General features: G+C 71.1%; 17 protein-coding genes. 5 read left to right on the top strand and 12 right to left on the bottom strand.

Features of this window, described 5'->3' with window-relative positions; translation table 11 throughout:
- Positions 1-17 precede the first annotated feature (17 nt).
- The 3 genes from ACLJT4_RS06580 to ACLJT4_RS06570 form a co-directional block, all read right to left on the bottom strand.
- Positions 18-2258, bottom strand: coding sequence for a terpene synthase family protein (locus tag ACLJT4_RS06580; protein WP_411121692.1), 2241 nt, complete (start codon positions 2256-2258; stop codon positions 18-20).
- A gap of 312 nt (positions 2259-2570) precedes the next feature.
- Positions 2571-3398, bottom strand: a complete 828-nt coding sequence (locus tag ACLJT4_RS06575; RefSeq protein ID WP_411121409.1) for a RimK family alpha-L-glutamate ligase — start codon at positions 3396-3398, stop codon at positions 2571-2573.
- An 8-nt stretch (positions 3399-3406) separates the two neighbouring features.
- Positions 3407-4324: a RimK family alpha-L-glutamate ligase gene (locus tag ACLJT4_RS06570; RefSeq protein ID WP_411121408.1), complete on the bottom strand. Its 918-nt coding sequence runs from the start codon at positions 4322-4324 to the stop codon at positions 3407-3409.
- A 407-nt stretch (positions 4325-4731) separates the two neighbouring features.
- Here ACLJT4_RS06570 and ACLJT4_RS06565 point away from each other — a divergent pair, with 407 nt between their 5' ends.
- Complete coding sequence (locus ACLJT4_RS06565; RefSeq protein WP_411121407.1) at positions 4732-6396, top strand: amidohydrolase family protein; 1665 nt, start codon at positions 4732-4734, stop codon at positions 6394-6396.
- 49 nt (positions 6397-6445) lie between these two features.
- On the opposite strand, the gene ACLJT4_RS06560 is transcribed toward ACLJT4_RS06565, so the two are convergent.
- The 3 genes from ACLJT4_RS06560 to ACLJT4_RS06550 all read right to left on the bottom strand — a co-directional run bounded on the left by ACLJT4_RS06560 (position 6446) and on the right by ACLJT4_RS06550 (position 9376).
- Entirely contained in the window at positions 6446-6964 is a 519-nt protein-coding gene (locus ACLJT4_RS06560) for an RICIN domain-containing protein (RefSeq protein WP_411121405.1), read from the bottom strand.
- Between the two features lie 106 nt (positions 6965-7070).
- Positions 7071-8570 carry an MFS transporter gene (locus ACLJT4_RS06555; RefSeq protein ID WP_411121404.1) on the bottom strand — a complete coding sequence of 500 codons (1500 nt, stop codon included), beginning with the start codon at positions 8568-8570 and terminating at the stop codon, positions 7071-7073.
- Positions 8571-8575: 5 nt separating this feature from the next.
- A complete protein-coding gene (locus ACLJT4_RS06550) occupies positions 8576-9376 on the bottom strand; it encodes a GntR family transcriptional regulator (protein ID WP_411121403.1) in 801 nt (266 codons plus the stop codon).
- A gap of 246 nt (positions 9377-9622) precedes the next feature.
- Here ACLJT4_RS06550 and ACLJT4_RS06545 point away from each other — a divergent pair, with 246 nt between their 5' ends.
- The 3 genes from ACLJT4_RS06545 to rocD all read left to right on the top strand — a co-directional run bounded on the left by ACLJT4_RS06545 (position 9623) and on the right by rocD (position 12475).
- Positions 9623-10189 (top strand): Lrp/AsnC family transcriptional regulator, encoded by a 567-nt coding sequence (locus tag ACLJT4_RS06545; RefSeq protein WP_411121402.1) that lies wholly within the window; start codon positions 9623-9625, stop codon positions 10187-10189.
- Between the two features lie 160 nt (positions 10190-10349).
- Positions 10350-11234, top strand: coding sequence for a dimethylargininase (gene ddaH, locus ACLJT4_RS06540; protein ID WP_411121401.1), 885 nt, complete (start codon positions 10350-10352; stop codon positions 11232-11234).
- Positions 11231-12475, top strand: coding sequence for an ornithine--oxo-acid transaminase (gene rocD / locus ACLJT4_RS06535; protein ID WP_411121400.1), 1245 nt, complete (start codon positions 11231-11233; stop codon positions 12473-12475). Before ddaH ends, rocD begins: the two co-directional genes overlap by 4 nt.
- Here the strand turns inward: rocD and ACLJT4_RS06530 are convergent, their stop codons facing one another.
- Both ACLJT4_RS06530 and ACLJT4_RS06525 read right to left on the bottom strand, forming a co-directional pair.
- A complete protein-coding gene (locus ACLJT4_RS06530) occupies positions 12476-12700 on the bottom strand; it encodes a DUF397 domain-containing protein (protein ID WP_411121399.1) in 225 nt (74 codons plus the stop codon).
- Positions 12693-13487, bottom strand: a complete 795-nt coding sequence (locus ACLJT4_RS06525) for a helix-turn-helix domain-containing protein (protein WP_411121398.1) — start codon at positions 13485-13487, stop codon at positions 12693-12695. Before ACLJT4_RS06525 ends, ACLJT4_RS06530 begins: the two co-directional genes overlap by 8 nt.
- A gap of 125 nt (positions 13488-13612) precedes the next feature.
- Here ACLJT4_RS06525 and ACLJT4_RS06520 point away from each other — a divergent pair, with 125 nt between their 5' ends.
- A complete protein-coding gene (locus tag ACLJT4_RS06520) occupies positions 13613-13975 on the top strand; it encodes a hypothetical protein (RefSeq protein ID WP_411121397.1) in 363 nt (120 codons plus the stop codon).
- Between the two features lie 369 nt (positions 13976-14344).
- Here the strand turns inward: ACLJT4_RS06520 and ACLJT4_RS06515 are convergent, their stop codons facing one another.
- Genes ACLJT4_RS06515 through ACLJT4_RS06500 form a run of 4 tightly spaced genes read right to left on the bottom strand, consistent with a single transcriptional unit; the run spans position 14345 to position 20435 of the window.
- Positions 14345-14614: a hypothetical protein gene (locus tag ACLJT4_RS06515; protein WP_411121396.1), complete on the bottom strand. Its 270-nt coding sequence runs from the start codon at positions 14612-14614 to the stop codon at positions 14345-14347.
- On the bottom strand, positions 14611-19344 hold the full coding sequence (locus ACLJT4_RS06510) for a putative T7SS-secreted protein (protein ID WP_411121395.1): 4734 nt from the start codon (positions 19342-19344) through the stop codon (positions 14611-14613). The genes ACLJT4_RS06515 and ACLJT4_RS06510 overlap by 4 nt, the downstream gene beginning before the upstream one ends.
- Positions 19345-19346: 2 nt before the next feature.
- A complete protein-coding gene (locus tag ACLJT4_RS06505) occupies positions 19347-19961 on the bottom strand; it encodes a hypothetical protein (RefSeq protein WP_411121394.1) in 615 nt (204 codons plus the stop codon).
- A 12-nt stretch (positions 19962-19973) separates the two neighbouring features.
- Positions 19974-20435 carry an SseB family protein gene (locus ACLJT4_RS06500; RefSeq protein WP_411121393.1) on the bottom strand — a complete coding sequence of 154 codons (462 nt, stop codon included), beginning with the start codon at positions 20433-20435 and terminating at the stop codon, positions 19974-19976.
- Between the last annotated feature and the right edge of the window lie 27 nt (positions 20436-20462).

Here is a 20462-nt window from a genome sequence, read left to right as displayed (position 1 = left end):
CCGGCACCCCGGCCGGTTCAGGCCCCGGCCGGCACCCGCGCCGCCGATGTCCCCAGCCCCGTCGCGCCCGGGTTCCAGCCCGTGGTGCCGGGGTGGTGGCGGAGGTACTCGGGGCGGTAGCGGCGGCATTCGCGGTGCCAGGTGAGGATGCCGGCGAGCCAGTTCTCCAGCTCCTTGACGTAGCCGTCGAGGGTGCCGCGGGCCTCCGCGGAGAGCTTGAAGTCGTCGTAGAGGATGGGGAGTTGGTGGGCGGCGATGTGCTGGAACTCGCGCATGCGGGAGGTCATCAGGTCGTGGACGATGGCCAGCGCGGTCGGGTAGTCGCAGTCGAAGAAGTTCTGCACGACGAGGACGCCGTTGTGGACCTCGCCCTCGTACTCGATCTCCTTCTGGTACGAGAAGACGTCGTTGAGCAGGCAGGCGTAGTCGGCGGCGGCGTTCTCCAGGGAGCGCATCGGGCCGCTGCGGTAGACCTCCGGCGGCACCTGGCGGCCGTGTCCGAGCCGGCTCAGGCTCATGGTGAGGTCCGAGCCGAAGGTGGCGCGGCGCATCTCGATGTAGTCGACCGGGTCCGGGACGCGGTGCAGCACCATGTTGTCCAGTTCCCAGAGCCAACTGGCCGTCATGGCGTCGACGGTGGCCTTGAACGTGCGGCGTGCGTCCGGCGCCATCGGCCCGGCGGTGCGGGTCCACAGGTCGGCGAGGGCGCGTTCGAGGGCGTTGGCCGCTTCGGGCGCCCGGTCGGCGGTGTCGACGGGCATCAGGGCGGAGAGGCGCTTGGTGGTGGCCATCGCGCCGGCGACGTCGCGGGTCCGGCCGAAGACCGCGGGGTAGTAGTCGTCGGCGTAGGTGCCCCAGGTCAGCCACTGGGTGCCCAGGTCGAGTTCGTCGAGGGTGGCGTCGGGGTGCAGGCCGGCGGCGCACAGCGCGAAGTCGAAGCGGACCAGCGCGTCCTCGTCCCAGATGGCGGAGAACGGCACGCCGGGCTGCGGCTGGAGCAGCCCCATCCGCTGCGCCCAGGTGACGACGTTGCGCCGGGCCGCCGCCAGGTGGGGGCTGAGGGTGGTGCTGAACGGCATGACGAAGTCGGGGAGTTGGGACGGTCCGACCGGCTGGTGGGGGGCGTGGCTGCGGCGGCGCACCCGCTGGGCGCCGGCGGTGCGCAGCGCGGTCGGCAGGTCCGCGGCCGAGGTGCCCAGGCCGAGCGCCCCGGTGGCGAGCGCGCCCAGGCCCTGGGTGCCCAGGCCGCCGAAGACCAGCGGTGACCAGGGGGCCGCGGTGCCGCCGGGTTCGCCCGCCCCGCCGCCGTTCATGTAGCGGCTGGAGCGCATGTGCCACTCGTGGCCGCCGGACTGCCAGTCCTGGAGGCCCTTGGCGTACGCGAGCACGGCGGCGCAGCCGGCCGGGTCGAGGCCCTGGTCGGCGAAGAGCGTGGGCAGTTCGGTGAAGACGGTGTCTTCGAACTGCTGGAGGCGCGAGGTGATCAGGTCGTTGACGGCGTCCGCGGCCTCCTGGGTGGTGCAGTTCAGGAACGTCTCCAGCACCAGGACGCCGTTGCTCAGTTCGCCCTCGTCCTCGATCTCGCGCTGGTACGAGAAGAGGTCGTTGCGCAGGTGGACGGCGTCGGAGAAGGCGTCCTTGAGGACGCGCAGGGGGCGGGAGCCGGCGACGGCGGCCGGGACCTCGGCGCCGGTGGCGTACTCCACGAGCCCCGCCGACCAGGGGGCGCCGCCCACCTTCCGCCGCATCTCGATGTACTCGACCGGGTTGGAGATCCGGTTGATGTTGATGTTGGAGAGTTCCCAGAGGGATTCGTTGAGCAGGTTCTCGGTGCTCTCGGCGAACCGGCGGCGCCAGTCCAGCGACATCGCGGGCACGGTGCGCCGCCACAGGTCCGCCAGCCCCGCCTCGACCTGGTTGGTCGGCTCCGGCATGGGCGTGTCCAGGTCCATCGGCATGAACGCGGGGAGCCGGTCGAGGTACGCCTTGCCGCCCTCCCGGTCCAGGGTGCGCTTGAACTCCTCCAGGAAGTGGTCGTCGAAGAAGAAGACCCAGACGTACCAGTCGGTGACGAGGTTGAGCGCCTCCTCGGAGCACTCCGGGTGGGTGTAGGCGCACAGCAACGCGTAGTCGTGGGCGTCCAGGTCCCGCTGGTCCCAAATGCCGGAGCCTTCCAGCATGTTCATCTGCCGGGCCCACTGTCGGGAGTGCGTCCGGGCGGCCTCCAGGTGCGGGTTCAGCCGCGCCGGGTGCGGCATGTAGAAGTGCGGCAGGGTGAACGGCTGCGCCGCGGGGTGGGACTGTGACTGCGTCACCGTTGGTGGCCTCTCCCGATACTGGTGCCCCTCCGTACGGACGGTGCGCACGGAAGGAGGGCGCGCCAAAGCACCCCCTCTGACGGCGCCAGCCCTACCCCGGGCGTCAGCGCCGTAGACCTCAGCCGTCATACCGGCGCTGAACTGGCACTCTTTCGAGTTGAGTTGGAGGGGTGGGGGTGTAACTTCTGGGGCGTGTGAGCTATAGGGGGAGTCTCGTGGGGGACGTCGACCGTCCGGGCCGGGCCCTTCCGGTCACCGAACGTCACCGGCCGCGGCCCGGCGCAGCGCCAGTGCCGCCAGCGTCTCCGGGGCGCCGGCCTGGCCGCGGATGCCAGGAAAGGCGTTGATGTCCACGAACAGCGCGGCGCCGGCACCGAGGTGCAGCACGTCCACGCCGTACACCTCCAGGCCGAAGACCTCGCCGGCGTGCAGTGCGGCCTCGATCCAGGCGGCGGGCAGGGCGGCGGGCGGCAGCGGGCGGTTCGGGCCGCGGCCGCCGGGGGACAGCTCGGAGCGGCGGCGGGCGGCGAACGGCTGCCCGTCCACGATCCACAGCTTGTGGTCCCAGCCGCTGTTGGCGGTGAACTCCTGGACGACCACGGGCTCGTCGGGCCGGGCGGCGGCCCACTCCGCCAGCTCGGCCGGCGATCCGACGCGCGCCACGAGGTCGCCGCGGCGGCTGCGGCGGCTCTTGAGGACCAGGGGGTAGTCGAGGTCCGCCCCGCCGGCCGCCAGTTCGCGGACCGTCGCCACCCGCAGGGTCTCCGCGAACGGCAGCCCGGCCGCCCGCGCCCGCTCCGCCATCTCGACCCGGTCCAGGCAACCCTCGGTCGCCGACACCGAGTTGATGACCGGCACCCCCCGGTCCGCCAGCCGCGCGGCGGTGGTCAGCGCCTCCGGTGTCCGCGCCTTGAGCAGGTAGACGTCGGCCGGGGTGCCGGGCGCGGCCCGCCCGGCCGGTCGCCCGTCCGGGTCGAGCGGCGTGCCGTCCGGGGCGACGAACTCCACCCGGTGGCCGTCCCGCCGCAGCACCGCCGCGGTCGCCGACAGCAGCGGGTGCCCGGGTTCCGCGCTGATCATCCCGATCCTCACCGCGCGCCTCCGACCGCCTCCGCCGCGGGCCACGGACCGCGCTGGTGGCCGATGAAGGGCACCGTCCCCGCCGGTGCGCACGCCGTGCCGTGGCGGGCCAGTCGCAGCACCGCGGCGGAGACCCGGGCGACCGCGTCCGGCACCTGCCGGAAGCTCGGGAAGTCGTTGATGTCGACCACCATCGGCCCGTCCGGGCCCAGCAGCACGTCCACCCCGTACAGGTCGAGCCCGAAGACCGCGCCCACCTCGGTGGCGATGCGGGCGACCTCGGCCGGCAACGGAACCTGCCGTTCCGGTACGGCCTGGTCGGGGTGGAGCGGGGAGCGGCGCTCGGTCGCGTAGAGCTCGCCGGCGACGCAGTAGACCTTCAGGTCGGTACCGGAGTTGGGGACGTAGGGCTGCGCGATCAGCATGCCGCCGTCGGCGCCGTCGGACATCGCAACGCCCCCCGCGGTCAGCTGCTCGGGCCGCTCCACCAGGCGCACCGCCCGCCCCGAACTGCCGTCCGCCGGCTTCACCACCAGCGGGTACTCGGCCTCCGGCACCGCCGCGAACTCCTCGGCCCGGGCCGCCGCGTACGTCATCGGCACCGGCAACCCACCGCTGCGCGCGAGCACCGCGGCCAGCGCCTTGTCCCGCACGCCCCGTATGGCGCGGACGTCGTTGACCGTGGTCAGCCCGGTGGTCGCCGCGGCCTCCAGGAGGGTCAGTCCCGGTCCGCCGGAGACGGTCTTGAGGACCCAGGCGTCGTGCCGCCCGGCCGCCACCACCTCGGACAGTTCCGACATCCGGATCATCGAACGGCCGGGCCACTCCACGTCCACCTGGTGCCCCCAGGCCCGGAGTTGGGCGATCACGTCCCGCGGCATGCCGTCGTGGCGGTACTGCTCCTCCACCAGGAAGCAGAGTCTCATCGATGCACCCATGTATCGCCGCACGTCCACCCGTATCACCAACCCGTCCGCCGCCGTCGGCGGACGTCCACCCCGTGTCGCCGTGGGCACGCCGGCCGCCCGGCGGGCACACGACGCACCAGGATCCCATGCGGCGCTCACGCGTTCGGCCGTGGCCCGACCGCCGACCCGCGGGGCGTGTTTCGGCGACGTTACGCCACCGGTCGGGACCTCGACACACGCCGTGAGCTGGGACGCGATCAACGCCCCGGGAGGTTGCGCCACCCACCCCCCGACCTCGCCAAATCCCGTATGTCGAAAGTCTTGTTCCGCTTTATGGCTGGTCCTAGGGTCAGGCCACCCAACGCGGCCGCCCGGTTCCGGGGCGGCCGCGCCTATGTACGCGGTGACGGAAGCAGGCGAGCGGGTTGGCGAACGAGCAGCAGGGCCACACGGCCCCGGAGTCCGGGACGGACCACCCCGGCGAGTGTCCGGGCGCACGGACCAACGGCGCGACGACGGACGGTACGACGGCTGACGGCGCGCGGCGCGCGGACGCGCCCGACGCGACACCCGGCACACCGCCCGAAGGGAGCGCCACCCGCGGCGGTTTCGCCCGGCGCGGCTTCCTCGCCGGCGTGGCCGGACTGACCGGTGCGGGCGCCAGCGGCCTGCTCGGCGGGCCCGGCGCCGGCGCCGCGTACGCGCAGTCCCCGGCCGCGCCCCGCTCCGACACCCGGGCCACGCCCCGCCCGGACGCCCACCCCGCGCTGCGCCCCGACCAGTTCGCCGGCGAGCGGCAACTCCTCCTCCCGGAGGTCGTGCTGCTGCCGACCGGTCCGGTGCGCGACCACGCCGTCCTGATCGAGCACGGCACCTTCCGCGAGGTCGGGCCGGCCGCCCGGCTCCTCGCCGCGCACCGGGGCGGCCCCGCCCCGGTCCGCCTCGACGGCCACCTGCTGATGCCCGGCTTCGTCGACGCGCACCACCACCTCACCCAGAGCTTCGGCAAGGCCCAGGCGTTCGGCCAGCCGTCGGAGATCTTCAAGACCGTCTGGGAGCCGCTGGAACACGCCCTGGACGAGGAGAGCGCCTACCTGTCGGCGAAACTGGCCGCCCTGGAGGCGCTGCGCGGCGGCTTCACCACCGTCGCGGACGCCGGGACCCGGGCACCGGTCGACGTGGCGGCGCTGGCCAAGGCCACCGAGGAGGTCGGCATCCGCTGCGTCCTCGGCAAGATCGTCTCGAACGGGACCGGCGGCCCGGCCCACCTCGCACGCTGGCACGGCCATCCGCTGGTCCACCCGTCCCTGGCCATCGCCGTCCCCGAGGACGCCACCGGCCCGGTCATCAAACACACCGCGGACCTGTGCGCCGACGCCGGGGCGGTGCTCCAGATCCACGTCAACGAGCACCTGGCCTCCGTGGAGCGCTCGTTGAAGAGCGTCGGCCGCCGCCCGGTGGACTACCTGCACCACCTCGGCGCCCTCGGCCCGCACACGCTGGGCGCGCACGCCACCCTGCTCACCCCCACGGAGATGCGGCAGGTGGCCGACTCCGGCGCGGCGATCAGCTACAACCCGGTGGCCAGCGCCTGGAAGGGCAACGCCGTCGCGCAGGCCACCATGTGGGCCGCGCTGGGCATCCGCTTCGGCACCGGCACCGACGGCACCCGCGGCGACGGCTTCCGGCTCGTGGACGCGGCGGAGTCGGCCCAGCGCCTGACCTACGGGCTGGCCACCGGCGACTCGGTGTGCGGCGCCGGCGACCTGTGGCTGAAGCACGGCACGGCGGGCGGCGCCGACGCCCTCGGGCTGGGCCGCGTCACGGGCCAGATCGCCGCCGGCAAGGCCGCCGACTACCTCCTGGTGGACCTGGCCGTCCCCGAACTCACCCCCTCCTACGACCTGCGCTGGGAACTCGTCCGGCTGGCGGGCCGCGACCAGATCCGCGCCGTGGTGGTCGCCGGCCGGCTGCGCCTGTGGGAGGGCTGGCCGACCGACTGGGACGCCCGCGCCCTGGTCGCCCGCGCCGCCGAGGTGGGCCCGAAGGTCGTCGAGCGGGCCAAGATCCAGCGGGTCGAGCCGCGGTAGCCGCGCGGACGGGGCGCGCCCGGACCGACCGGACGCGCCCCGCCGGGTCTCACTCGCCGACGCGCACGAACCGCCAGCGCTGCGAGGCCGATCCGTTCGCCGGCTGCAGGTGGAGCTGCTCGCGCCCGGCCGCGTTCAAGGTGGCCACCGCGTCCTCGTGCGGCACGTGGATCCGGTACGTGCCCTCGCCGGCCGGCTCGACGGCGAACGCGCCGCGGTCACCTTCGGAGGCCACGATCGAGTCGCCGCGGACCGACCAGTGCGCCCCTGGGCGCGTCGTGGAGTTGATGCTGAACGCGCCGTCCCCCACCGGCCGCACCGTCCACTGCTCCTTCAGGTCCTTGTCGTGCGAGCCGACGATGAAGAAGATCGGCGGGAAGACCGGCACCGTGAACGGCGCGAAGGTCAACTTCCCCACCTCGGGGTTCTCGCTGACGATCAGATAGCGGCCCTCCTGCATCCGCGTCGCCGCGCCCGCGGGCTTGGCGGCCTGGGCCGAACCGGCCAGCGGGGCCAGCGTCATGAGCGCGGCGGCGGCAGCGGCGATCAGGGCGTTGCGACGACGCATGGGGTTTCCCCTCCCTCTCGCTCCCGGCCCTTCCGGGAGACCGCCTGCGATCTGTCCCCGGCGCACACCCCTTACGCCTCGCGCACGACCGGTTACCTCGTGTGAGTTACGTGCGTGCCTCCGCCGCTGCCACCCGCTCCGCCTCCGGCATCCACCGGTAGATCGCGCCCGCCGCCAACGCCACCCCCGCCGCCAACACCAGCGTCGCCACGTGCAGCCCCCCGGTGAAGGCGGCGACCACCGCGGTCCGCAGCTGGGCACCCCCGCCCGGCAGGTCGCCGAGCGCGGCCTCGGCCGCCGCGACCGTCGTCGGCCCCCCGGGCCCGGCCAGCGGCGCCGGCAGCCGGGCGGCGAACACCGCGGCGGTCAGCGTCCCGGTCACCGCGATCCCCAGCGCGCTACCCAACTCCCGCGTCAGGCTCTGGAGTCCGGAGCCGACCCCGGCGGCCTCCGGCGGCAGCGCCGACATCATCGCGTGCGACAGCAGCGGCGTCGCGGTCCCGCAGCCCAGCGCGGTCAGCCCGGCCCCGACCGCGTACAGCGCGTACGGCGTGCGGGCGTCCGCGGCCGACACCGTGGCGAGCCCGGCGGCCAGGACGAGCATCCCGGCGGCCACCGCGCCGCGCCGCCCGCACCACCGCTCCAGCACCAGCCCGCACCGCGGCCCCGCCAACAGCGCCGCCGCCATCGGCAGCAGCCGCACCCCGGCGCCGAACGGCCCGTACCCCTTCGCGTACTGGAGGTACTGCCCGTTGAGGTAGAACAGCCCGAACATCCCCAGGAACAGCACCGCCATCCCGACCGCCCCCGCCCGGACCGCGGGCCGGGCGAAGATCCGCGGGTCCAACAGCGGCCGCGCGGAACGCAGTTCGCGCCGCGCCCAGGCCGTCAGCAGCAGCCCGGCCGCCACGAGGGAGCCGAGCACCCACGGGCGGAGCCACCCGTCCTGCGGCCCGCTGACGATCCCGTTCAGCAGGGCCAGGAACCCGCCGGTGAACAGGGCGGCGGCCAGCGGCGCGACCGGCCCCGGATGCCGCCCCGCCACCGGCGCCACCACGGCCACCAGCACCAGCGCGGCCGACGCGATGGGCACCACGCACACGAACAGCGCCCGCCAGCTCCCGTACTCGATCGCCGCGCCGCCGCCCACGTTGCCCAGCACCGCGGCGAGCCCGGTCATCGCCGCCCAGACCGCGATCGCCCGGCGGCGCGGCCCGTCCGGCAACCCGTCCACCAGCAGCGCCAGGGTGTTCGGCAGCACCGCGGCGGCCCCCACCCCGCTGAGCATCCGGCCCGCGATCAGCACCCCGACGTGCGGTGCCACCGCGCACACCGCCGAGCCGACGACGAACACGCCCATCCCGCACAGCAACGTGCCCTTGCGCCCGCGCCGGTCGGCGAGCGCCCCGGCCGGCACCAGCAGACAGGCGAAGACCACCACGTAGCCGTCCACCACCCACACCACGGCCCCGGCGGACGGGTGCAGCGGCCCGGCGGACAGGTCCGGGATGGCCAGGTTGACCGCCGAGACCATGCCGACGACCAACGTCACGCACAGGCACATCGCGACGGTCAACGGCCCCCGCGGGGCCGACCGGTCCGGCATCCCGCTCACCCCTCCCGGACCCGGTCCAGCCGCGCCCGCAGCGTCAACCGGTCCCCCCGCAGGTGGATGAACTCCAGGTCGGCCGGCCGCCCGTCCGCCAGCCGCGTCAACCGCTCCACCGCCAGCACCGCGCCGCCGCCCGGCATCGCCAGCACCCCGCAGGTCGCCGGGTCCCCGACCACCGCCCGCACGGCCACCTCCGCCGATCCCAACGGCCGCCCGGCCGCGCTCTCGATCAGGTCGAAGACGTCCCGGCTCTCCAACCGTTCGCGCCCCAACGCCAGAAGGGGTTCGCCCACTTCGGGGATGAGGTAGGTGCAGTCCAAGGACAGCGGCATCCCGTCCACCCGGCGCAGCCGCTCCAGATAGACCACCTGGCCGTCCGCCGGCAACTGAAGCCGCCGCGCCACCGCCCCCGGCGCCCGCACGGTGCGCGCCGCCCGCACCTCGTTGACCACCGTCCCGTGCTGCTGCAACACCTCCGCCAGCCCCGACAGTTCTCCCAAGGGGTGCTCGTAGGCCCGGCCGACGACCACCGTCCCCACCCCGCGCCGCCGCTCCACCAGCCCCTCGTCGCGCAGCAGCCCCAACGCCTCCCGGACCGTGTTGCGCGTGGTGCCGAACTCCGCGACCAGGGCCCGCTCGTCGGGCAGCACGCCACCGGGGAACGCGCCCTGGAGCACCTGTCCGCGCAGCACGTGCGCCACCCGCCGCGCCCGGTCGGCCCGCGTCAGCCCGTCGCCGACCGCGTCGCCGCCGCGCGCGAGCGCCCCGTCCCGGCCGTCTCCGCCGCCGTCCGCGTCCATGCCCGCCCTCCTCGACTCCCGGTCACGCCGCCCGCGCCGACCCCCTACGGGCGACCGCCGGGCCCCCGACGCTAGAGCACGCCCCATTACGGCAGAGTTACGCCACCCATACTGACCTGCACCAATGCCTGACCTGGGAGTTTCCCGCCGGGGCCGGGCGCTGCGCCACCAACCGTCACCCCCGTTACCGTGACCTCAACCCCGCGACCCGGGGGACGGGAGGGGAGAGGAAGAAAGGGCCGCCCCATGAGCACCAAGTCCGCGTCGTTCGACGAGCTGGACCGCAAGATCGTCGCCGCGCTGATCGAGAACGGCCGGGCGAGCTTCGCCGAGATCGGCTCGGCCATCGGCCTCTCCCCCACCGCCGTCAAACGCCGGGTGGACCGCCTGCGCGAGAACAACGTCATCACCGGCTTCTCCGCCACCGTCCGCCCCGCCGCCCTGGGCTGGCTCACCGAGGCGTACGTCGAGGTCTACTGCGACAGCGCCGCCCCGCCCCGCCGGCTGGCCGAGGTCGTCCGCAACCACCCGGAGATCGCCGCCGCGATGACCGTCACCGGCGGCGCCGACGCCCTGCTGCACGTCCGCGCCACCGACGTCGAGCACTTCGAAGAGGTCCTCGAACGCATCCGGACCGAGCCGTTCATCCGCAAGACGATCAGCTACATGGTGCTCTCGCACCTCCTCCCGGACAGCCCCGAGGCCGGCGCCCGCCGCCCCGCCGACCGCACCGACGTGCCCGCCCCCGCCCGGCCCGCCGACCGCCCCCGGAGTGTGCCCCACCCACAGACCCGCGCAGCGAACCAGCGGTAACCGCCCCGTACACGCACCATTCCTGCGTATCTGCGCAGCATTCATTTCTTGTCGCCAGAATCGGCCGCTCCGTACCGTGAATTGCCCCCGGTGACGACCACTCACGGTCCGTCACCCGGCGGGCAGTGGAAACGGATCCCAGGAAGCGGAGGCCCTTTCTGTGCCCACCACCCAGCCCGGCGGCGCACTGCTGAACGCGGTGCACCGCACCCCCCGCGCCCGGCGCTACCTGCTCTGCCGGCCCACCCACTTCGCCGTCGAGTACGCCATCAACCCGTGGATGCGCGAGGACGCCGACGTCGACACCGCACTGGCCCTGGCCCAGTGGGAGGACCTGGTCCGCGCCTACCGCGACCACGGCCACACCATCGAGACCGTCCAGCCCGCCCCCGGCCTGCCCGACATGGTCTTCGCGGCGAACTGCGCGGTCGTCGTGGGCGGCCGCGCCTTCGGCTCGCTCTTCCGCGCCCCGCAGCGCCGCCCGGAATCCCGCGAGTACGAGATCTGGTTCAAGGCCGCCGGCTACGACCTCTACCGGCCCGAATCACCCTGCGAAGGCGAGGGCGACCTCGTCCCCGTCGGCGGCTACGTCCTCGCCGGCACCGGCTTCCGCACCACCCGCGCCGCCCACGCCGAGGTCCAGGAGCACTTCGGCCTCCCGGTGATCGGCCTCCAGCTGACCGACCCGTACTTCTACCACCTGGACACCGCCCTCTTCGTCCTCGACGACGGCCTGGGCAGCGGCGACGCGGCGGGCGACACCGGCGGCGCGGCCGTCGCCTACTACCCCGAGGCGTTCTCCCCCGGCAGCCGCGAGGTGCTGCGCCGCCTGTTCCCCGACGCCGTCCTCGCCACCCGCGACGACGCCCTCGCCTTCGGCCTCAACTCGGTCTCCGACGGCCGCCACGTCTTCATCGCGCCCCAGGCCACCCAGCTGATCGAACGACTCACCGCCCGTGGCTACGTCCCCGTCCCCGTCGACCTCTCCGAGTTCCACAAGGCCGGCGGCGGCATCAAGTGCTGCACCCAGGAGCTGCGCCCATGACGACCGCACCCACCACGTCCCCCGACGCCCGCACCGCCACCGGCCGTTCCTCCGCCGCCCTGATCGCGGCCGAGGCGCCCGTCCTGGCCCACAACTACCACCCCCTCCCCGTGGTCATCTCCCGCGCCGAGGGCGCCTGGGTCGAGGACGTCGAGGGCCGCCGCTACCTCGACATGCTGGCCGGCTACTCGGCCCTCAACTTCGGCCACCGCCACCCGGCGCTCGTCGAGGCCGCCCACCGCCAGCTCGACGCGCTCACCCTGACCTCCCGCGCCTTCCACCACGACCGCCTCGCGCAGTTCGCCGAGGGCCTCGCCGGCCTCACCGGCCTGGACATGGTCCTCCCCATGAACACCGGCGCCGAGGCCGTCGAGAGCGGCATCAAGCTCGCCCGCAAATGGGCCTACGAGGTCAAGGGCGTCCCCGCCGACCGCGCCACCGTCGTCGTCGCCACCGGCAACTTCCACGGCCGCACGACCACCATCGTCAGCTTCTCCGACGACGAGGACGCCCGCGCCGGCTTCGGCCCCTACACCCCCGGCTTCCGCACCGTCCCCTACAACGACCTCGCCGCCCTCGAAGCCGCCCTCGACGACACCACCGCCGCCGTCCTGATCGAACCCATCCAGGGCGAGGCCGGCGTCATCATCCCCGACGACGGCTACCTCGCCGGCGTCCGCGCCGCCACCACCCGCGCCAACTGCCTCTTCATCGCCGACGAGATCCAGTCCGGCCTGGGCCGCACCGGCACCACCCTCGCCGTCGAACACGAACGGGTCGTCCCCGACGTCATCCTCCTCGGCAAGGCCCTCGGCGGCGGCATCGTCCCGGTCTCCGCGGTCGTCGCCCGCCGCGAGGTCATGTCCGTCCTCGGCCCCGGCCAACACGGCTCCACCTTCGGCGGCAACCCCCTGGCGGCCGCCGTCGGCACCGCCGTCATCGACCTCCTCGCCACCGGCGAGTTCCAGTCCCGCGCCACCGACCTCGGCAAGGTCCTGCACGCCGGCCTCACCGAACTCCTCGGCCACGGCGTCACGGCCTTCCGCACTCGCGGCCTCTGGGCCGGCATCGACATCGACCCCGCCCTCGGCACCGGCCGCACCATCAGCGAACGCCTCATGTCCGAGGGCATCCTCGTCAAGGACACCCACGGCTCCACCATCCGCCTGGCCCCACCCCTGACCATCACCGAGCCCGAACTGACCACGGCCCTGGCCTCCTTGCGCCGCGTACTGGGCTAACTAACGCAACCCGAACACCCCACCCTTCACGGCACCCACGAACGCCCCCCAAGCCCCCGCCGGCACAACGATCACCGGCCCACGCGGATTCTTGGAGTCACGAACGGGGGTGCCGTGGGGGTGGTGGTCGAGGACCTCGATGCAGTCGGCCCCCTCGTTGTCGCTGTACGACGACTTACGCCAGCCGCTCAACGTGGCGGCACTCGGAACAGCGCTCTCAGCCATGGTGTTCGTACTCCTTCGCTTGTGCCCTCATCAGAGCCAGTGACTGCTTCAGCGGTAGTGCATCACTCAGCACCAGAGCGTATTTGCTGTGCAGTCCTTGGACTACGGCCGGCGAATCATGCAGGAAACTGCTGGACACGCCCTCGGTATAGCCCGCCGGTGGCTGGTCCGAGAACCACATCAGCTTCAACTGCCCCTGCATGAAGGTCGCGGCGCCCTGGGCGAGCGGCAACACGTGGATTCGGACCCGGCCGCTCTCTCCCAGGCTGACCAAGTGCATGATCTGCTCTGCCATCACGTCCGGTCCGCCGACAGGCCGGCGCAAAACGGCCTCGTCCAACACCGCCCACATGACAGGCGTCACCGGGTTGTCGAGGATCTTCGCTCGTCCCAGCCGCGTGCGGACGAGCCGGTCACGTTCCTCCTCTCCCCACGGCGGGAAGGCCGTGCGCATGACGGCATGGGCGTATCTGCCTGTCTGCAAGAGGCCCGGCACCAGGGCACTCGCGAACTCCCAGATCATCGTGGCCTGTTGCTCCAGCTCCAGCGCATCCGAGAAGCGCTCAGCAACCGTCACCTCGTCGGCTGGCCGGAAACTGCTCAGCACGTTCCCGGTGTTGAGTGCCTGGTCCAGCCTTCTCGCATCGTCCTTCGACGGCACCCGCCGCCCCGCCTCGATGTGCGCGATATGGGAACGCGTCATGATCGCCACATCCGCCAACTGCTGCTGCGTCAGGCCCGACAGCTCCCGCTGCTGCCGCAGCCACTCGCCATACGTATTGCTCATGCGTGCGTACCCCCTCGTGACATCCCTTTCGTCACCGTCGGTCCATTGCGAGCCTACGCGCAGTGACGCAACGCTGAGGGGGAATCCACAGGCCCGCCCACGACGCACGCGGAGACGAACTCGCGATGACCTACGACCCCGACAACCCCCAACAACCGGGCTCCGCGCTCCGGCTGCTCCCCTGGTCGACGTGGGACGGCCGCCCCTGCTACCTCGCCCCCTCCGGCGACGGCCACGGCTACCTCACCCGCAAAGCGGACCGCATGGAATCCCAACAGATGCGCAACGCCGCCATCGCCTACACCGACGCGGAGACCACCCTCCACAACGAAGCCGCCGGCCCCCTCCTCCTCCGCCTAACCCTCCTCCGCGCCACAGCCGCCCTCGCCAACACCCTCCGCATCGCCGACAGCCGCCTCGGCCGCCTGCCGGCGCCAGTTGACGATGAGCCTGCCCCCGAGGGACCGGCACCCCCTGTATCTCGATAAGCAAGGCGACTAGCAGGGCCGCCTAACAAGGGCGAGCGGCGCCAGCATCGCAGAGATGACCCTCAACGCGTTGCGGCGCCGCCGGCGCGGCGGTACACAAACCCGGGACCCACGACGTCCCTTCCATTCCCCACCGGACAATTCGGGGTCACTTCAGCACACATGGGTCGCCCCCCTCAGGAGGCGCAGCTACCCACAGACGCCATTGTCTCCGCCACGACAAAGAGTCATCGCAAGTACTAGGCCGCCATCGCTGACTGCGCTCTAAAGTCGAGTTACCACGACGATAACCATACCGCAGAAATTTGCAACGTGGCGCACGCAAAGGTCTTTAGTCGTGCACGCACTGAGCTGGGAAATTGCGCACCCTCAATCGACCCTCAGCTTCACCTGGCGATTATGCTCGACGTGATCCACGACAACTCCTTGGATGACGTCTCCAACAGCGGGCCAGTCCGCCAGGTCAGCTACTTCACCGGCACGCAAATAAGAAATACCATCCACCACGGCTGCCACTTCAGGAAAGTCTGTAATTTCGACGAAAAAACCGAAGGGGAGATGCCGCAAAACGGTGGCTTCCACTTGAGCACCAAAGGGAAGCGCCTGCTTTGCATCACGCCAAACTTGATCATCGATCATTTATACCAACGCCTCTCATACCCATTTAGATGCTTCATACCTTCGTGCGGGATGGGAACTTCAACAGCCGGCCCCCCTTCGTATGGCCTTTCATACTTCCGAAAAAGGCGTACATAGTCTTCGACCGGCACCGATACTTCAATCACCCCTTCTCCGTAGAACTTTGCATACTTCGTCAACGGGACCTCAAAATCATCCTTGGCGAAATAAGCACGCCCATCGAAGCCCGATGGGTGATTATCCCCTCCAGGGAAATCCTCTGGAAGGTACCCATTTTCGTACTGGTGCCGACCAAGCCCCCTCTGCGGAGCCTTATAGAGTCTAACTAAATCATCACTCGCGTTCGCCCCGCAAGACATGAGTCCCAGTGGGTCGAATTTAGAGAGGGGATTGCTGACGTACGCGACGGGATTATCTGCCGGACTCAGACCCAACGGGTCGGGCGACACGTATCGCGCCACACACGGGTCGTAGTACCGAAAACAATTATAATGAAGGCCCGTCTCAGGGTCGAAATACTGCCCAGGGAACCTCAATGGCGTGTATGCGACGGCCCTACTATTCCATACGCTGGAACCCCAGGTTGTCGCACGAGTTCGCCATGCGACCTCGCCAGCTTCCGATACGAGCTCAGCAGGGTTTCCAACGGAACCAGCAACGACAGAAAAGAAGCGACTGTCAGTCGACGGCAGTTCGGGATTGGGCAGCTTGCGTTCAGTTTGAGAAACGGGCTGAAAACCTTTTACATCCCATGTGAGGACAACGAACTTAGAGGAACTTGAATTTCGCGCGAATTGTTCGGTGAGAGTGTGCCCATCCCAAGTAAAGTCCGTCTGCTCGGCAACAGTGGCCCTGTCGTGCGCCAACTGTTGTTTAGCTACCCGGCGGCCGAGGGGATCGTAGAGATAGCGCCAGGTGGAACCCTCGGGCGTAAGGACACAAGTAAGTCTGTCCTCCGAATTCCAGGCGTACCGCCAGGTATCCGGCTTCCGCGACACGCGTGTCTTCTGCCGGAGCACGACCCGACCCAACCCATCATGCTCATACCGAACCCGCCCCGCCCGGGTAATCCGTGTCCCCTCATAAGCACGCTCACCCCGGGCCGAAGCCCCCGGATGCCGGTCCGGCCAAGCCGCGTACGTCTGGTTTCCCGCCGCGTCGTAGGCGTAGGTCTCGGTCCAGTCCGTGGCGTGGACGGCGGTGACGCGGCCGGCGGGGTCGAGGGCGAAGGTGCGGCGGCCGGTGTGGGAGTCGTCGATGGCGGTGAGGTGGCCGTCGGGGCGGTAGGTGTAGGCGCGTTGGAGGACTTGTTGGACCTCGGCCTGGGCGGTGCCGGTGGGGTCGGTGGCTGCTGCTGAGAGGGACTGGCTGGTGAGGCGGCCGGTGGGGTCCCAGGTGTGGGTGAGGTGGAGGTTGTTGCCGATGGTGCGGGTGAGTTCCTGGCCGGCGGCGTCGTACGAGAACGACAAGGGGTGGCCGGCGATGTCCATGCCCGTGCGGTTGCCGGCCGCGTCGTAGGTGTAGGTGGTGGTGTGGCCGGTGGGGGTGGTGCGGGAGGTGCGGCGGCCCAGGATGTCGTAGGTGAACGTCATGGTGCGGTCGTTGACCGTTTCGGTCAGGACGCGGCCCAGGATGTCGCGGGTGTAGGTGACGGTGGCGTCGGGGTTGGCGGCCTGGTGGAGGTTGCCGGCGGGGTCGTGCACGTAGGTGGTGACCAGCCCTGCGGCGTTCTTCTCCGTGATGCGACCGAGGGAGTCACGGGTGTACGTCGTGACTTCGTCCAACGTGTTGGTGCGTGAGGCGAGTTGGCCTGCCGCGTCGTGGGCGTAGGACAGTACCCGGTCGTCGAAGTCGGATTCGGATATCAGGCGGCCGGCGCCGTCGTAGGTGTAGTTCCAGGTGAGGCCCTGGGGGTTGGTGACCTGGGTGAGGCGGAGTTCGGTGTCGTGGGCGAACTCGTAGCGGACGCCGTCGGGGTCGGTGCGGGCGGCGAGCAGGTCGAAGTGGGTGTAGGAGAAGTGGGTGGTCTGGCCGACGGCGTCGGTGTGGGTGAGGCGGTTGCCCTCGCCGTCGTAGGTCCACTCTTCCCTGGCGCCGGTGGGATCTGTTCGGGCCGCCAGCTTTCCTTCGACGGTCCACTGGAGGTGGGTGGTGGCGCCCAAGGGGTCGGTTATCGACGTGGTGCGGCCGAAGGCGTCGCGGCGGTAGTGGGTGGTGTGGCCCAGGGGGTCGGTGACCGCGGTGGGCAGGCCGGCGGCGTCGCAGGTGATGCGGGTGGTGTTGCCGAGTGCGTCGGTGACGGAGGCGAGGTTGCCGCGGGCGTCGTGGGTATAGGTGGTGGTGGCGCCGGCCGGGTCGGTGGTGGCGACGCGGTGGCCGTGCGCGTTGTAGGTGTGCGCCCAGGTGGTGCCGTCGGGGCCGGTGACGTTGAGGGGGTTGCCGTGGGCGTCGTAGACGGTGGTGGAGGTGGTGCCGTCGGGGAGGGTGACGGTGGTGGGGCGGCCCTCGTCGTCGTAGGTGAAGCGGGTGGTGCGGCCCAGGGGGTCGGTGGTGGACAGGACCCGGTGCTTGGCGTCGCGGGTGGTGCGGGTGGTGGCGCCGGTGGGGTCGGTGGTGGCGACGATCTGGTGGTGGTCGTTGACCTGGTAAGTGGTCAGCTGGTCCTGGGAGTTGAAGAAGCGGTTGGTGCGCAGGCCCGTCGTGGGGTCCGGGTCGCCCCAGACGTAGCGGGCGCGGAGGTGGCCGGCGATGCCGCCCTGGGAGGTGCAGCGGTCCGCCTCGTCGTAGGCGTAGGTGTAGCTGCTGCCGTTGGTGTCGGTCCAGGAGGTGATGCGGCCGGCGTCGTCGTAGGTGAAGCCGAGGGGGCGGTCGGAGGCCGGCTTGGTGACGGTGGTGAGGTGGCCGAAGGCGTCGTAGCCGTAGGTGGCCAGGAGTTGGTCGGTGCCGTCGGGGGCGGCGCCGGCCAGGTGGAGGGCGGTGATGCGATCGCCCTCGGGGGTCGCCTCGGTGGTGAGCAGGAGGCGGTGGCCGGCGCTGTGGGTGATCGCGGTGGGCTTGCCGTCTTCGGTGTAGTCGAAGGTCTGGTGGTTGCCGTGGCGGTCGGAGATCTCGTCGAGGAGGGCGAGGTGCTCGGTGTGGGTGGTGAAGTAGCGGCGGATGCCGGTGGCGTGGTCGACGAGGAAGTAGTCGCCGTCCGGGGTGCGGGCGAGCGGGGCGCCGTCGCCTTCGAGGGGGAGGGTGGGGACGCCGACGGCGGGGTGCGGGTAGAGGAGGAGGTTGCCCTCCTCGCCTATGAGGATGACGCCCTCGGCGTCGATCTCCAGGCGCTGGTCGAGCGTGGACATCCACGTGCGGCCGAACCAGCGGCCGGTGCGGTAGGACGACTCGAAGGTGCGGGTGAAGGCGAGCGGCAGGCTGCCGGGGAGGGCGACGTCGGTCTGCGGCAGGATCATGCGGCCGGTGGCCAGGTCGATGGGGTCGCTGCCGAAGGTCTTGCACCAGGCGGTGCGCAAGCGGTCGCGCACCGTCCGCTTGCCGCCCTCCTTCACGGCGTTGCGGGCGGCGCCCTTGAGCGCGTCCTTCGCGCCCGCCCGCACGGCTCCCTTGGCCAGCCCGCCGGCTCCCTTGCCCCCGACGAGGTTGCCGAGGAAGGTGCCGTACGCCTCCGCCGGGTCGCTGCCCCAGCCCGAGCCCAACACGCCCTTGGCCATCTCGACGGGGTGCAGGGGCGCCTGGGCCAGTCCGAGGAGCGTGGTGGAGACGTTCGAGGCGAACTGGAAGGGGTGGGCGATGTTGTAGGGGTCGAGGGGGTTGACCTTGCGGGCGAGGTTCAGGGTCTCGATGCCGGCCTTGGCCACGCCGCCGGCGAGGTGCATGTGCTCGATGGCGAACGCCTTGGCGCCGTCCTTGAGGCCCGCGCCGGCCAGGTCGGTGAACTGCGGCTTGTCGGGGGCGTGCGCCAGGGCGCCCTTGAGGGCGTTGCGGGCCCGCTCGGCGGCCTCGTTCCGCTGGCTGCGGGCGTTCTTGATCATGTCCTGGGCGGCCTCGCGGCCCTCGGTGCCCGGGTCCACGAAGTCGCCGGGCGACGTCGGCTGCGGGCCGGCGTCCTGGCCCTGGGCGACGGCCGCCTCGTAGCGCTGGCCCTGCGCCACGTACGCGTCGACCTTCGCCTTCCAGGCGTGCAGGGCGTTCTCCCGGTCCTGTTGTGCCCGGCGGTACTTCTCGATCGCCGAGGACGCCTGGCCCTGTGCCCAGGAGACCGTTTCCGCGTACCCCTGAAGCGCCTTGTACGCGTCGTCGCACGCGTCGGCGGCGTGCATCCACTGCTTGGGGTGCATTTCGAACGCCTCGCGGAACGCGTCGGCGGCCTGGCCGGACCAGTGCTGGCCGGAGCCCAGCTTGCGCATGCCGTCGGCGACGCGGTTGAACGCCGCCGCGAAGTCCTTCAGGTGGGAGACGGTTTCGTCGAGTTTCTCGACGTCCCCGTGGATGAGCTGTTTGGGGTCCTCGGTCTCGCCGAGTTGCCGCTCGTCGACGTGGGCGCCCAGCGCGCCGGCGAGCTTGTCGCCCCCTGAGCGGACCGTGTCCGCGGCGCCGTCGGCTCCGACCATCTCCAGGCCGTCGCCCAGCTTGTCGGCCCCGAACTCCACGACCTTCCCGGCGCCGCTCTCCACGGCATCGGTCAGCTCGCCCACCCCGTCGGCGATTTTGTTGAGGCCGTCCCCGAACACGCTCACTTCTCACTGCCCCCGTGTGTCTGCCGTGGTTCCTGGAGCTTCGCGGTCGTGTCGGCCGGGTCCTCGCCGCCGTTGGCGATGCGGTCCGGGATCGACGTCACCTCGTGCTCGAACTGCTCGACGGCTTCGTAGCTCCTTTGGTACGACTCGCGCGAGGCCTGCGAATTCGGGTCCCAGTCCCAGTTCTTGTACGCGTCGACGGTGTCGTTGCCGAGCTTGCTCCAGGATGTCTTGTGGAGCTCCTCCGCCGTCTTGTTCGGGTCGCCGACCGCGGCGTTCACGCCCTGCTTGAGGATGTCGGAGGCGTACTGCTCCTGCTCGTAGTAGTTGCCGGCCGTGAGCCCCAGCTTCTTGGAGAAGTCGTTGGCCTCCTGCATCAGGTTGTAGACGCCCCAACCCCAGCGGTCGCAGAACGACGAGAAGACCGATGCCAGGCCGTCGTCGCCGCATTCCATCGCGTCCAAGGACAGCTTGTCGAAGCCGCGACCGAGTTGGGCTTCGATGTCGAAACCCAGCTCCTTCAGTTCACTGATCGCCGCCGTTATGCCCTTGGTGAGCTGTTCGAAAGCCTCCGGATCGGTGCGGTAACCGCTTCCCTCTATAAGCCCCATGAACGATCCCCCCTAGGCGTGCGTGGTGCCCGGTGTGTCAGCAGACGAGGCTGTGGCCGAGTCGGTGTGCGCGTCTATCGCAACGCGATCCGGGACGATTCCGGATACCGGCGGGAAAACCATGCCGTGTTCGCTCCCGGCGTCCAGGGCCACGCCCACGGGCCCGCCGATGGCCGGAACCAGCACGTCGAGGACGCGGGCGCCGACCACGGACACGTACCGCCACTCCGACTCCGGTTCGCCCCCGCGTTCCGCGGCAAATCCGGACAAGGCAGCCTCGTCGCTGAATGCATAAAGCCAGCGAATACCGTCCAACTCGGCCGTGAGGAATGCGTCGTCGACGATCGGGAGTATCACGATCGTGCGCCGGAATTCGCCGACCAGTGCGGCCGGATTCGGTCGGCCTTCGTGGCATGCGGCCACCTCGTCCGCCAATGGCACGGTGAGCCCCTCCCCCATTGCTACCCAGCTCATCTGCTGGGTCCACTTTGGCACACGGCA

Source organism: Streptomyces sp. x-19 (genome assembly GCF_046549115.1).
Classification (GTDB): Bacteria; Actinomycetota; Actinomycetes; order Streptomycetales; family Streptomycetaceae; genus Streptomyces; species Streptomyces albulus_C.
This window is presented reverse-complemented; position numbering and strand designations above follow the sequence as displayed.